The 12,634-nt window shown below is 68.7% G+C and carries 14 protein-coding genes and 1 tRNA gene; 10 read left to right on the top strand and 5 right to left on the bottom strand.

The features are described 5' to 3' along the window. Window positions 1-4: 4 nt before the first annotated feature. On the bottom strand, window positions 5-553 hold the full coding sequence (locus UW392_RS15145) for a helix-turn-helix domain-containing protein (RefSeq protein WP_215170393.1): 549 nt from the start codon (window positions 551-553) through the stop codon (window positions 5-7). A 183-nt stretch (window positions 554-736) separates the two neighbouring features. Between UW392_RS15145 and UW392_RS15150 the strand changes: the two genes are divergently transcribed. After that, window positions 737-809, top strand: a tRNA-Ala gene (locus tag UW392_RS15150). A 452-nt stretch (window positions 810-1,261) separates the two neighbouring features. Beyond that, a complete protein-coding gene (locus UW392_RS15155; RefSeq protein WP_320775505.1) occupies window positions 1,262-2,038 on the top strand; it encodes an isoprenyl transferase in 777 nt (258 codons plus the stop codon). A 120-nt stretch (window positions 2,039-2,158) separates the two neighbouring features. Here the strand turns inward: UW392_RS15155 and UW392_RS15160 are convergent, their stop codons facing one another. After that, window positions 2,159-2,860 (bottom strand): DUF5324 family protein, encoded by a 702-nt coding sequence (locus UW392_RS15160; RefSeq protein WP_320775506.1) that lies wholly within the window; start codon window positions 2,858-2,860, stop codon window positions 2,159-2,161. A gap of 352 nt (window positions 2,861-3,212) precedes the next feature. Between UW392_RS15160 and UW392_RS15165 the strand changes: the two genes are divergently transcribed. Further along, complete coding sequence (locus tag UW392_RS15165; RefSeq protein ID WP_320775507.1) at window positions 3,213-3,746, top strand: peptidylprolyl isomerase; 534 nt, start codon at window positions 3,213-3,215, stop codon at window positions 3,744-3,746. 121 nt (window positions 3,747-3,867) lie between these two features. Further along, window positions 3,868-4,758 carry a rhomboid family intramembrane serine protease gene (locus UW392_RS15170; RefSeq protein ID WP_320775508.1) on the top strand — a complete coding sequence of 297 codons (891 nt, stop codon included), beginning with the start codon at window positions 3,868-3,870 and terminating at the stop codon, window positions 4,756-4,758. A gap of 258 nt (window positions 4,759-5,016) precedes the next feature. Here UW392_RS15170 and crgA read toward each other — a convergent pair whose 3' ends face one another. Then, window positions 5,017-5,271 carry a cell division protein CrgA gene (gene crgA, locus UW392_RS15175; protein WP_320775509.1) on the bottom strand — a complete coding sequence of 85 codons (255 nt, stop codon included), beginning with the start codon at window positions 5,269-5,271 and terminating at the stop codon, window positions 5,017-5,019. Window positions 5,272-5,422: 151 nt separating this feature from the next. On the opposite strand from crgA, the gene UW392_RS15180 reads away from it, so the two are divergent. The 6 genes from UW392_RS15180 to UW392_RS15205 are packed head-to-tail and all read left to right on the top strand — an operon-like array spanning window position 5,423 to window position 9,665. Further along, window positions 5,423-6,202 carry a DUF881 domain-containing protein gene (locus UW392_RS15180; protein ID WP_320775510.1) on the top strand — a complete coding sequence of 260 codons (780 nt, stop codon included), beginning with the start codon at window positions 5,423-5,425 and terminating at the stop codon, window positions 6,200-6,202. 58 nt (window positions 6,203-6,260) lie between these two features. Next, window positions 6,261-6,914, top strand: a complete 654-nt coding sequence (locus UW392_RS15185) for a class E sortase (RefSeq protein ID WP_320775511.1) — start codon at window positions 6,261-6,263, stop codon at window positions 6,912-6,914. Window positions 6,915-6,930: 16 nt separating this feature from the next. Continuing rightward, window positions 6,931-7,128 carry a hypothetical protein gene (locus tag UW392_RS15190; protein WP_320775551.1) on the top strand — a complete coding sequence of 66 codons (198 nt, stop codon included), beginning with the start codon at window positions 6,931-6,933 and terminating at the stop codon, window positions 7,126-7,128. After that, window positions 7,125-7,763: an aminodeoxychorismate/anthranilate synthase component II gene (locus UW392_RS15195; RefSeq protein ID WP_320775512.1), complete on the top strand. Its 639-nt coding sequence runs from the start codon at window positions 7,125-7,127 to the stop codon at window positions 7,761-7,763. The genes UW392_RS15190 and UW392_RS15195 overlap by 4 nt, the downstream gene beginning before the upstream one ends. Further along, a complete protein-coding gene (locus tag UW392_RS15200; protein WP_320775513.1) occupies window positions 7,760-8,887 on the top strand; it encodes a class E sortase in 1,128 nt (375 codons plus the stop codon). The genes UW392_RS15195 and UW392_RS15200 overlap by 4 nt, the downstream gene beginning before the upstream one ends. A 13-nt stretch (window positions 8,888-8,900) precedes the next feature. Continuing rightward, window positions 8,901-9,665, top strand: coding sequence for a class E sortase (locus UW392_RS15205; RefSeq protein ID WP_320775514.1), 765 nt, complete (start codon window positions 8,901-8,903; stop codon window positions 9,663-9,665). Between the two features lie 41 nt (window positions 9,666-9,706). Here UW392_RS15205 and UW392_RS15210 read toward each other — a convergent pair whose 3' ends face one another. Both UW392_RS15210 and pknB read right to left on the bottom strand, forming a co-directional pair. Beyond that, window positions 9,707-10,342: a restriction endonuclease gene (locus UW392_RS15210; RefSeq protein WP_320775515.1), complete on the bottom strand. Its 636-nt coding sequence runs from the start codon at window positions 10,340-10,342 to the stop codon at window positions 9,707-9,709. 182 nt (window positions 10,343-10,524) lie between these two features. Then, on the bottom strand, window positions 10,525-12,534 hold the full coding sequence (gene pknB / locus UW392_RS15215; protein WP_320775516.1) for a Stk1 family PASTA domain-containing Ser/Thr kinase: 2,010 nt from the start codon (window positions 12,532-12,534) through the stop codon (window positions 10,525-10,527). Between the last annotated feature and the right edge of the window lie 100 nt (window positions 12,535-12,634).

A 12,634-nucleotide genomic window follows, 5' to 3' on the forward strand; every position in this document is an offset into this window, starting at 1 on the left:
GGGGTCAGCTCTGGTGGGACTGGTAGTGCGCGACCGCGTCCGAGGTGCGGCCGGCGCCGTATACCCGGAGGAACTCTGCCAGCTCCGGGTGGGTCGGGGCGAGGGTGTCGGCGGCCTCGATGATGTCGCCGGCGGCCGCCACCGACCGCAGCAGGGACTGGATCTCGCGGACCACCCGCTTGACCGTGGGCGCACCGGAACTGCTCGTCGTCTGCGTGGTGTTGCTGAGCACCGAGCCTCCCTGCGACTTCTTGATCTCGTCCATGCGCTCGGTGGCCTCGGCCGCGCTCACACTGCCGTCCGCGACCTGCCCCGCCAGGTCCTGGAGCAGCTGGACCCGCTGGACCACCGCGGGATTGCCGATCTTCGCCCGCTGGCCGCTCATCAGCTGCGACAGCATCGGCGCGGAAAGTCCCAGGACCCCCGCGAGACGTGCCTGGTTGAGCCCGAGATCGTCGATCAGCCTACGGAAGAGCGCCCCCAGCGGCTCCCCGTACCAGTTCCGCTGCAGCTCCCGCGCTCTTGCGGTGGCTTCCTGCTGTGCGGCGTCCATTGCGTCTCCCCATCGCTACCCCAAAAACCGCAGTTCGCTCCAGCGAACCACGCCGAGCATCTTACGGAGAGTGGTCGTCCACCGGGACCCCCAATCTGTTTGGGAGATACGGGGGGCGACCCGGTACTCTTGGCTGCGGCGCCCGGCAGGACGGATTTCCGGCCGGTCGGACGCTTCGGTTCCGGGGCCTTAGCTCAGTTGGTAGAGCGCTGTCTTTGCATGGCAGATGTCAGGGGTTCGACTCCCCTAGGCTCCACAGATCTCACAGATTCCATAGATCCCCTAGATCCCACAGACCTCGCGGGGTTCAGGGTCACGGGGTTCACGGATTCACAGGTGTCACAGCTTCACTGGAAAGCCCCTCCGGGCTGCGGGAACGTACTCGGAGGGGCCTTTTCGTTGCGGCTCCGCGATGGCGGCTGGACCGGCTCCACTACCGTCCCTGTGTGTCCCACGTCAAATCCGGTGGTCACAGAGGCGTCCCGCCGGTCCGTGCGATGAGTGGCCAACTTCCCTTGCGGCGGCGGGATTTGCCGATCATGGAGAGGGTGCCGGGGGAGCCCCGGTACGACGCGGAAAACGGGGTGTCGGCTCTTGATATCGTCACTCCACAGGGCACCGGGACCCCCACCTCTGCGGGGCGGTGCCACGTGGCTCATCGCCGTCGGGGCCGTTCGGACGCTGCCGACGACGTGGAAGGGGCAAACCATGCGGGCGAAGGTACGGGCCGCTCTCGACGCGCTCTACATGAAGCGGCTTGTCAGGGAGTTGGAAGGACGCCCACGCCCTCAGCACATCGGCATCATGCTGGACGGGAACCGCCGCTGGGCCAAGACCGCCGGCATAGAGGACCCGCGCGAGGGCTACCGCGCGGGCGGCGCCAAGGTCTCCGACTTCCTGCGCTGGTGCGACTCCGCCGAGATCGAGCACGTCACGCTGTACATGCTCTCCGACGACAATCTGCGCCGCCCCGAGGCCGAGCTGACGCCCCTGATCGACATCATCGCCGAGGTCGTCGAGCGGCTCGCCGCGCCCGGCAATCCCTGGCGGGTCGAGGTCGTCGGCGCCCTGGACCTGCTGCCGGCCGAGTCCGCGAACCGCCTCAAGGTCGCCACCGCCGCCACCCAGGACCGGCACGGCGGCACCAAGGTCGACGTCGCCGTCGGCTACGGCGGACGCCGTGAGATCGTCGACGCCGTCCGCTCCGCGCTCATGGAGCACAGCGCCCAGGGCGGCGACATCGACGAGTTCATCGAGACCTTCACCATGGAGCACATCTCCAAGCACCTGTACTCCAAGGCGCGGTCCGAGTCCGACCTCATCATCCGCACCTCAGGGGAGCAGCGGCTGTCCGGCTTCCTGCTCTGGCAGTCCGCGTACGCCGAGATGTACTTCTGCGAGACCTACTGGCCGGATTTCCGCGAGATCGACTTCCTGCGCGCCCTTCGCTCGTACTCTTTGCGCGATCGTCGCTACGGACGGTGACGGGACGCCGGACCCGGCTGTTCCGCCGTTCCACGTGAAACATCACTGAGAAACATCACTGAGGGGCGGGAGAGCCAAGGCTCTCCCGCCCCTCAGTGCAACGCGTCCGTCCGGCGGCGCTCAGCGCTGCTCGTCGCGGCCCGCGGCCTCGTCCTCCGCCTGCTTGGCCTGCACCTCGGGGTCGAGCGAGGTCTGCCCGCTGCCGTCCACCGAGGTCAGCCGGGTCGACTCGGGAACCTCCGTCGCCTCCGGGGGTTCCACCAGCCAGTCCGGGTTGGCCTGCTTGTCCCACCACTTCCAGGCGGCGAACGCACCGCCTGCCACCACGCCCAGGACCAGCAGGGCCTTGGCGACACGGTTGGTCTTCGCACGGCGCTCGTGCTTGCGCGCCAGCTTCCGGATCTCCTTGGCCGAGACCTGACCGCGCAGCGCGGCCAGCGCGGCGGCGCCGCGCAGCGCCGCCTCGTCCCGCACCGGAGTGGCGGCGGCCACGGCCTGCTCGATCCGGGGACGCGAGTACTCGGCCGCCTGGCGGGCGGCGACGCGGGTACGCAGGGCGGCATCATGAGCGGCCTGGTCCACCTTCGGTGGCACATGCGAACGGGCCTGCTCCAGCCGCGGCGCGACATACACGCCGTACTGCTGTCGAGCCTGGCCGGCGGCCGAAGACACCTTGGGCGCAAGCCGTACGCGCGCCTCGTGTGCGTAGTGAGCGGCCCTGTCCTTGGCCGTGTCGGCGTAGGGCGCCACCACTTCCGCGGCGTGCAGCACGCTGTCCTTCGCCGAACCGGTCGCGGCGCGCACGCTGTCGATGCGGGTCACGGGTTCCTCCTCCTCGGTGGCGTACGGTAATTCGACTTTCCACCCTTTTACGGATCATGCCTCTCGACGCACCGTCAGGCATGTGAGGGCGGGCATCCGGGTCATGACGCTGTCGCCGGATGCGGAGATCGACCGCGAGAGATCGACCGCGATAGCGGGTGAATCCGGGGCAACGGGAGCTTGTCGTCGACAATGCCACGGATCGACGCGCAGCGCTCCCGTCCCGGGAGTACTCGGCCGGATTTCCGCAAGCGACCCGCGTCGAAGAGGGAAGGCGATCGACCGCTGGGCGACGTGCGGGGCGGACCGTGCGAGGATCAGGGCGTCACAGGAAGACAACGGAAGGCAGATCGTGGCTGAGCAGCTTTACGCCACCCTGAAGACCAACAACGGCGACATTGAAGTCCGGCTCCTGCCGAACCATGCCCCCAAGACGGTCAAGAACTTCGTCGAGCTCGCCACCGGCGAGCGCGAGTGGACGAATCCGGCCACTGGCCAGAAGTCCACGGAGAAGCTCTACGACGGGACGGTCTTCCACCGGGTGATCAGTGGTTTCATGATCCAGGGTGGCGACCCGCTGGGGAACGGCACCGGCGGTCCCGGTTACCAGTTCGAGGACGAGTTCCACCCGGATCTCTCCTTCGACCGGCCCTACCTGCTGGCCATGGCCAACGCGGGTCCGGGCACCAACGGATCGCAGTTCTTCATCACCGTCGCGCCGACGACGTGGCTGACCCGGAAGCACACCATTTTCGGTGAGGTCGCCAACGACGCCGGGAAGAAGGTCGTGGACGCCATTGTCGCCGCGCCGACCAACCCGCGTACGGACCGTCCGGTCCAGGACGTCGTCATCGAGTCGGTCGTCGTGGAGACGCGCGAAGGCTGATCCCGGGTCCGGGACGGCCCCGACCGGCCCGCACGGGAACAAAACGCCCCGCTCATCCGTAGGGATGGGCGGGGCGGGCGCATTGCACACGACACTTGCACGCGACGATCGAGGGGACCTCATGGACCAGGCAGCGGGAGGCATCCCACAGGACGCCGGATCGCCGGCCTGCTACCGCCATCCCGACCGCCCCACGGGCGTCCGCTGCGTCCGCTGCGAGCGGCCCGTCTGCCCCGACTGCATGATCGACGCCTCGGTCGGCTTCCAGTGCCCCGACTGCGTCCGCGACGGCTCCGGTACGGGCCACGCGCCCACCGCGACCCGCCCTCGCACCGTGGCCGGCGGCCCGGTCACCGGCGATCCCCGGCTGGTCACCAAGGTCCTGATCGGCGCCAACCTCGCCCTCTTCCTCGTCCAGCTCGCCGTCGGCGACCGCTTCACCGAGCGGTTCGAACTGATCGGCCGGGCCTATGTGCCCCTGCTCGGCTCCGTCGAGGGCGTCGCGGACGGCCAGTGGTACCGCTTGCTGACCTCGATGTTCCTGCACGGCAGTTACATCCACATCCTTTTCAACATGCTCAGCCTCTGGTGGATCGGCGGCCCCCTCGAAGCGGCCCTGGGCCGCGCCCGCTATCTGGCCCTCTACCTCGTGTCCGGCCTCGCGGGCAGCGCCCTCACCTACCTGATCGCGGAGCCCAACCAGCCCTCGCTCGGTGCCTCGGGCGCGATCTTCGGGCTGTTCGGCGCGACCGCCGTCCTCCTGCGCCGCCTCAACTACGACATGCGGCCGGTCATCGCCCTGCTGGCGATCAACCTGATCTTCACCTTCAGTCCGGGCTTCAACATCGCCTGGCAGGCGCACATCGGCGGTCTCGTCGCCGGCGTCGTGATCGGCTACGCCATGATCCACGCCCCGCGAAAGCGGCGCGCGCTCATCCAGTACGGCACCTGTGCGCTGGTCCTGGTGGTCTGCCTGGCGCTGGCCCTGCTGAGGACGTCACAGCTCACCTGAGCGGCTGTTGTCCACAGCGGGTGTCCGATCTTGTGCACAGTGTGTAAGAACACGTGTGCCCCCTGTCGCTGAACTGTATTTCCGCAGGTCAGGCAGGGGGCGAACATGTATTCGGTTGCCGGTGGTTCTGTCACACCGGCGTCAACGTCCGGGGAGTTATCCACAGATCGTCGTTTCTTTTCCCCAGCGTGTGGACAAGCCCTGTGGATAACTCAGTGGATAGCCCTGGGCAGAGCTGGGTTCACCGGGCGGCCGACGCTACTTCCACTGCGTGGAGACGCCGAACCCGGCGGCGATGAAGCCGAAGCCCACCACGATGTTCCAGTTGCCCAGCTGGTCGATGGGCAGCGAACCGTCGGTGACGTAGAACACGACGATCCAGGCGAGGCCGATGAGGAACATCGCCAGCATGACGGGTGCGACCCAGGCACGGCTGTTCAGCTTGATGCTCGTCGACTGCTTGGCCGGCGGCGGCGTGAAATCGGCCTTCTTGCGGATACGTGACTTCGGCACGAGGGTCTCTCCTGTCGATGCGCTGCGTGGCCGCGCAGGGAACTGGGTCGGGCTCGGGGCGACGTACTAGGGGACTAACAGGTGGACGGAACGTTCCCCCGGGCGTCCGTTAGCGTAGTGCTTCCGTGGCGCCGAAGGAGATAAGGGTACGTTGAGCAATTCTGCCGACTCCCCCCAGGCCGGGACCAGTCCCGCCCGCAGGCGACGTTTCCGGCCCGTGCGGGTGCTCACGGCGGCCGTCTTCGCTCTCGCCGGGCTCATCTTCTTCACCAGTTTCAATACGGCCAAGGGCACCAATATCCGGACGGACGACTCGCTGCTGAAGCTCTCCGACCTCATCCAGGAGCGCAGCCGGAACAACGGCGAGCTGGACGAGACCAACGCGGCGCTGCGCGACGACATCGAGGGTCTCGCCGAGCGGGACGACGGCAGCAGCGAGTCGGAGGACGCCGACCTCGCCGAGCTGGAGAAGAGCGCGGGCACGGACGAGGTGAAGGGCGAGGCGGTCTCCGTCACGCTCGACGACGCCCCGCCGGACGCCACCGCCAAGCTCCCGGGCTATCCCGAGCCGGAGCCCGACTACCTCGTGATCCACCAGCAGGACCTCCAGGCGGTGGTGAACGCGCTCTGGCAGGGCGGCGCCGAGGGCATCAAGGTCATGGACCAGCGGCTGATATCGACCAGCGCCGTGCGCTGTGTGGGCAACACCCTGATCCTCCAGGGCCGCGTCTACTCGCCCCCGTACAAGATCACGGCGGTGGGCGACCCGGAGACGCTGAAGCAGGCGCTGTCGGCGTCCCCGGCGATCCAGAACTACATGGTGTACGTCAACGTCTACGGGCTCGGCTGGAAAGTCGAGGACGACGGGGCGGTGACGCTGCCCGGCTACTCGGGCACAGTGGACCTGCACTACGCGGAACCCGTGAAGTAGGCCGTAGCCCCCTCTGGCCGTGGCCCTCCGTAGCCGTAGCCCCCGGTAGGAGCTGCCGGTGCGTGTCGTCGTCAGGGCCGTCAGCGAGCTGTGCGTCACCGTCGGGGCCGTGCTGCTGCTCTTCGCCGTCTACGTGCTGTTCTGGACGGGGGTCAGGGCCGACGCGGAGATGGAGCACCAGGTCGACCTGTTGCACCGGCAGTGGCGGAAGGAGCCGGTCGCCCAGGAGCCGGCACCGTACGCGCCCGGGAAGCCCTTCGCGATCATGTACATCCCGCGGTTCGGTTTCACGTGGAACAAGCCGGTGCTGGAGGGCACCGGGACGGGCACGCTGAAGAAGGGCCTCGGGCACTACGCGGAGACCACGCGGCTCGGGCAGCCGGGGAACTTCGCGGTGGCGGGGCACCGGCGGACGTACGGCGATCCGTTCAAGGACTTCCCCGAGCTGCGGCGGGGCGACGCGGTGGTGCTGACCGACGGGACGACCTGGTTCACGTATCGGATCGACAAAGGGCCGTACAAAACCGTGCCGTCGGACGTCGGGGTGGTCGACCCCGTACCGCGGGCGTCGGGATACACACGGCCGGGCCGGTACCTGACGCTGACCACCTGCGACCCGGAATGGGGGCACAGTCACCGGCTGATCGTGTGGGCGCGTCTGGACTCCACCAGGCCCGCGGAGGCCGGGAAACCCGAGGCGTTGCGCCGTTAGTCTGTTGGCGTACGGCGTGAGTCTGGTGCCGTGGTTCGACGGAAGGGACGGCATGTACGGCTGGATCTGGCGGAATCTGCCGGGAAACGCGTGGGTGAAGGCGCTGCTCTCACTCATGCTCTGCGTGGCCGTGGTCTACGTCCTCTTCCAGTACGTCTTCCCGTGGGCCGAGCCGCTGCTGCCCTTCAACGATGTGACGGTGGACAACCAGTGAGTGCGCGGATTCTCGTCGTCGACAACTACGACAGCTTCGTCTTCAACCTGGTGCAGTACCTGTACCAGCTGGGCGCCGAGTGCGAGGTGCTGCGCAACGACGAGGTGTCCACGGCGCACGCGCAGGACGGCTTCGACGGCGTGCTGCTGTCCCCGGGGCCCGGGGCGCCCGAGCAGGCCGGTGTCTGCATCGACATGGTGCGGCACTGCGCGGCGACCGGGGTGCCGGTCTTCGGGGTCTGCCTCGGGATGCAGTCGATGCAGGTGGCGTACGGGGGCGTGGTGAACCGGGCACCGGAGCTGCTGCACGGCAAGACCTCGCCGGTGGAGCACGGCGGCAAGGGCGTCTTCGCGGGGCTGCCGTCGCCGTTCACCGCGACGCGCTACCACTCGCTGGCGGCGGAACCGGCCACGGTGCCGGACGCGCTGGAGGTGACGGCGCGGACGCGCGACGGGATAGTGATGGGGCTGCGGCACCGGGAACTCCCGGTGGAGGGCGTGCAGTTCCACCCCGAGTCGGTACTGACCGAGTACGGGCACCGGATGCTGGCCAACTGGCTGGCGGAGTGCGGTGACGCGGGTGCCGTGGCGAGGTCGGCGGGGCTCGCCCCGGTGGTGGGCAGGGCCACGGCGTGACCGCGCTGCGCCCCGAGCGCGAGTCCTCCCCGTACGGGCGGGAGCCGTACGGGGACGCGACCGTGCTCGGGGACGGCCGCGCGGACGGGCCGGGACAGGCGTCGGCCTACGGCCGGCCGCAGGCACCGGAGCCGGGGTACGAGGCCCCGGGGTACGAGGAGCCGGGGTACGAGGAGCCGGTGGTACCGGCGGTCCCGGACGACGAGACCGTGGCGCTGCGCGTGGTGGATCCGCCGGCGCGAATACCCGGCGGCGCGGCCCAGGAGAGGTCCGGGCCGGTCACCGGCGGCCGTGCGGAGCGCAGGAAGGCCGCCAAGCGGCGTCGTGGGGGCCGTGGCGGCTCGCGACGGGCGCCGGGCCCTTCGGGTGCCGAAACGTCACGGGAGGCCGCGGAGGGGCCGTCTGCGCCGCTTTCCCGGGTGGAGGCACGGCGGTTGGCCCGTGCGCGCAAGCCGGGGGCGGCGGTGATCGCCAGCCGGGCGGTCGGGGAGCTGTTCATCACCACCGGTGTGCTGCTGCTGCTGTTCGTCACGTACCAGCTGTGGTGGACGAACGTGCGGGCGCACGCGCAGGCGGGCAAGGAGGCGAGCAGCCTCCAGGACGACTGGGCCGAGGGCAAGCGCAATCCGGGGACGTTCCAGCCGGGGCAGGGGTTCGCGCTGCTGCACATCCCGAAGCTGGACGTCGTGGTGCCGATCGCGGAGGGCATCAGCAACGAGAAGGTGCTGGACCGCGGGATGGTGGGGCACTACGCGGAGGGGGCGCTGAAGACGGCGATGCCGGACGCGAAGACCGGCAACTTCGGGCTGGCGGGGCACCGCAACACGCACGGTGAGCCCTTCCGTTACATCAACAAGCTGAAGCAGGGCGACGCGATCGTCGTGGAGACGCAGGACAAGTACTTCGTCTACAAGATGCAGTCGATCCTGCCGGTGACGCCGCCGAGCAACACCAGTGTCCTGGACCCGGTTCCGCAGCAGTCGGGTTTCACCGGCCCCGGGCGCTACATCACGCTGACCACGTGTACGCCGGAGTTCACCAGTAAGTACCGGATGATCGTGTGGGGCAAGATGGTCGAGGAACGGCCGCGCAGCAAGGGCAAGCCTGATGCGCTCGTCAATTAAGGGCAGATGACCAGTGGCAGCGACCACCGACACCGATCACGAACCGCAGACCGGCGACACGTCCGGCGCCGAACCGGCTTCCCGTCCGCGCGGTCGCGGCCGGGTCGCGCTGGCCGTCAGCGTCTTCGGTGAACTCCTCATCACGGCGGGCCTGGTGATGGGTCTGTTCGTCGTCTACTCGCTGTGGTGGACGAACGTCATGGCCGACCGTGAGGCGGACAAGCAGGGGGACAAGGTCCGCGACAACTGGGCCGACGGGCGCGGGGGTTCGGCCGGTCCGGGGACGCTGAACACCAAGGACGGCATCGGGTTCCTGCACGTTCCGGCGATGAGCAAGGGGGAGATCCTGGTCGAGAAGGGCACCTCGATGAAGGTGCTCAACGACGGGGTCGCCGGCTACTACACCGATCCGGTCAAGGCGGAGCTGCCCATGACCGACGAGAAGGGCAACTTCTCGCTGGCCGCCCACCGGGACGGGCACGGCGCCAAGTTCCACAACATCGACAAGATCGACGAGGGTGATCCGATCGTCTTCGAGACGAAGGACACCTGGTACGTCTACAAGGTCTACGGCATCCTCCCGGAGACCTCGAAGTACAACGTCGACGTTCTCGGGAAGATCCCGAAGGAGTCCGGCAAGAAGAAGGCCGGCCACTACATCACGCTGACGACGTGCACGCCGGTGTACACGAGCCGGTACCGCTACATCGTCTGGGGCGAGCTGGAACGCACGGAGAAGGTGGACGCCGACCGGACGCCGCCGGAGGAGCTGCGCTGATCCCGGCGGCGGTGACGCGCCGCCGGTACCGAGGTCCGCGGTCACCGCGCCGGCGAATCCGGCGAATCCGGCGAGGTGCTCTCCTCCAGGGTGATGAGGCGCCGGTGGTGCCACTCCAGCCTGCGTTCGAGGTCCTCGACGCTCTCCCGGAGCCCGGTCAGCTCGCGGTGGTGCTGGACGGCGGTGGCGATCAGGGCGTTGAACATCGGTACGAGCGCTACGCCGAGGATACGAGTGACCCGCCGGTCGATGTGGATGTCGAGCGGGTTATCCACAGGCTGTGGGCGGACGGATTGCTCCGCGTCGAGAAGGTAGACACGCACCTGACGTGCGGTTTCGCTGTCGCGGAGGAGCATGGCGACGTTGAGGACGGCCCGGCGGGGGAAGAGAGCCAGGGAGCGGGAGCGGGACCGGATGCCACTGAGATGCTTGAAGTAACTCAGTTCGGGGCCGGTGAGGACGCGGTACCCGCTCGCCTCCAGCTCCGGTCGGTGGTCGTGAACGAGGGCGCGGACGGCCTCGATGGTGACGCCGAAGTAGGCCGCGACCATCGCGGTCGTCACATGCACCCCGTCCGGCAGCAAGGCCAGCACCTTCACGCGGTCCAGTACGTCGGTGCGTTCGCGCACGCTGTCACGCAGGGTCGGTGATTCCAGCAGCGCCGTGTCGCTGATCATGCGATGTCCTCCCAGTTGCCGCTCTGTTCCGGTCCAGGGAAGACGTGCCCCTCCCCGTATATACCAACGAGTCATGACATACGAAGACACGATCGACAGTCGGCCACAGGCGCGAAGGGGCAACGGAAGAGCCCCGGCTCTCCTCGTGGAGGCCGGGGCTCTTCCGTGGTGGTGCGGGCGGGTCAGTCGTCGTCGCCGCCGTCCGTGCCGCCGAACCAGTTGATTCCGCCGCCGTTGCCTCCGCCGTTGTCGCCGCCCTGGGCCACGGCGATCAGAGTGACCTTGTCGCCCTTCTTGACCTCCTGGCCCTCGGTCGGGCTGCTGGCGACGACCTTGGCGTTGTCGTCGTCCGAGCCGGAGACGCCGGCGAGCGAGAGCCCGGCCTGGGAGAGGACCTGCTTCGCCTGGGCGACCGTCATGTCGGTCACCTTCGGCATCGCGAACTTCTCTTCCTCGGCGGGCTTCTTGGCGATCGTCACCGTGACGGTGGAGCCGCGGTCGACGTCCGAGCCCGGACCGAAGCTCTGCTTGATGATCTTGCCCTCGTCCTGGGCGGTGGACTCCTCCTCGGTCTGGCCGCCGAGGACCAGGCCCTTCGCCTCCAGGAGCTGCTTCGCCTCGTCCGGAGTCTTGCCCGTCAGGTCGGGGACGGTCACCTGCGCCGTCTCCTTGGCCACGGTGAGGGTGACCGTCGAACCCTTCTCCTTCGACGTGCCGCCCGCCGGGTTCTGGGCGAGGACCGTGTCCGGGGTCTCGGTGGACTCCTGGGTCTTCTGCTCGACCTCGAAGCCCTTCTCCTCCAGCGCGGCCTGCGCGTCGTCGTAGCTCTGGCCCTCGACGTCGGGGACCTCGACCTTGGGGGCGCCGGTCGACACGACCAGGGCGATCGTGGACTCCTTGTCGACCTCGGTGTTGGGTTCCGGGTCCTGGGAGCAGATCTTGCCCTTGGGCTCCTCCTCGCAGGAGTCCTCGGTGAAGGTGACCTTCAGATCCGCGTTGACGGCCTGTTTCTCGGCGTCCGCCTTGGACTGGCCGACGAAGTTGGGGGCGGCGATCTTGCCGTCGTCCCCGGCCCCGTCCCCGCCGAACAGCTGCATGCCGATCAGGACGGCGCCGATCAGGACCAGGACGCCCGCGACGACCAGGACGATCGTGGAGGTGTTGGACTTGCGCTGCGGCTGGCGGCGCCGGTCGGGGCGCTCGTCGTAGCCGTAGCCGCCGTCGTCCGGGTTCATGGGCGGCAGCATCGAGGTGGCGCCGGCGCCGGAGTCCGAGCGCAGGGCGGTGGTCGGCTGGTCGCCCGGGTAGCCGCCGTAGCCGACGGCGCCCATGGCGGCGGTGGCGGCGACGGGCTGTCCGTCGAGGCAGGCCTCGATGTCGGCGCGCATCTCGTCGGCCGACTGGTAGCGGTAGTCGGGGTCCTTGGTCAGCGCCTTGAGGACGATCGCGTCCATCTCCGGCGTGATCTCGGGGTCGAAGACGCTGGGCGGCTGCGGCTCCTCACGGACGTGCTGGTAGGCGACGGCCACGGGTGAGTCACCGACGAACGGCGGGCGGACGGTCAGCAGCTCGTAGAGGAGACAGCCGGTGGAGTAGAGGTCGGAGCGCGCGTCGACCTGCTCGCCCTTGGCCTGCTCGGGGGAGAGGTACTGGGCGGTGCCGATGACGGCCGCGGTCTGCGTCATGGTCATGCCGGAATCGCCCATGGCGCGGGCGATGCCGAAGTCCATGACCTTGACCTGGCCGTTGCGCGTGAGCATGACGTTGGCCGGCTTGATGTCCCGGTGGACGATCCCCGCGCGGTGCGAGTACTCCAGCGCCTGGAGGATGCCGATGGTCATCTCCAGCGTGCGCTCCGGCAGCAGCTTGCGGCCGCTGTGCAGCAGTTCACGCAGGGTGGAGCCGTCGACGTACTCCATGACGATGTACGGGATGGACACCCCGTCGATGTAGTCCTCGCCCGTGTCGTAGACCGCCACGATCGCGGGGTGGTTGAGCGAGGCGGCCGACTGGGCCTCACGGCGGAACCGGGCCTGGAAGGACGGGTCGCGCGCCATGTCCGCGCGCAGCGTCTTCACCGCCACCTGGCGTCCGAGCCGGGTGTCATGCGCGTGGTAAACCTCCGCCATGCCACCACGGCCGAGCACCGGGCCCAGCTCGTACCGGCCGCCGAGGCGACGCGGCTCTTCCATAGCTACCTACCAGCCCTCTCCGTCGGTCCCGACCGGCATGCTTGTACGGTCGGAGGCTGCCGTCCGGCCTACCGTACCCGGCTCGCTCTGTGCGACCTGG

This window comes from Streptomyces sp. CRN 30 (assembly GCF_034105845.1).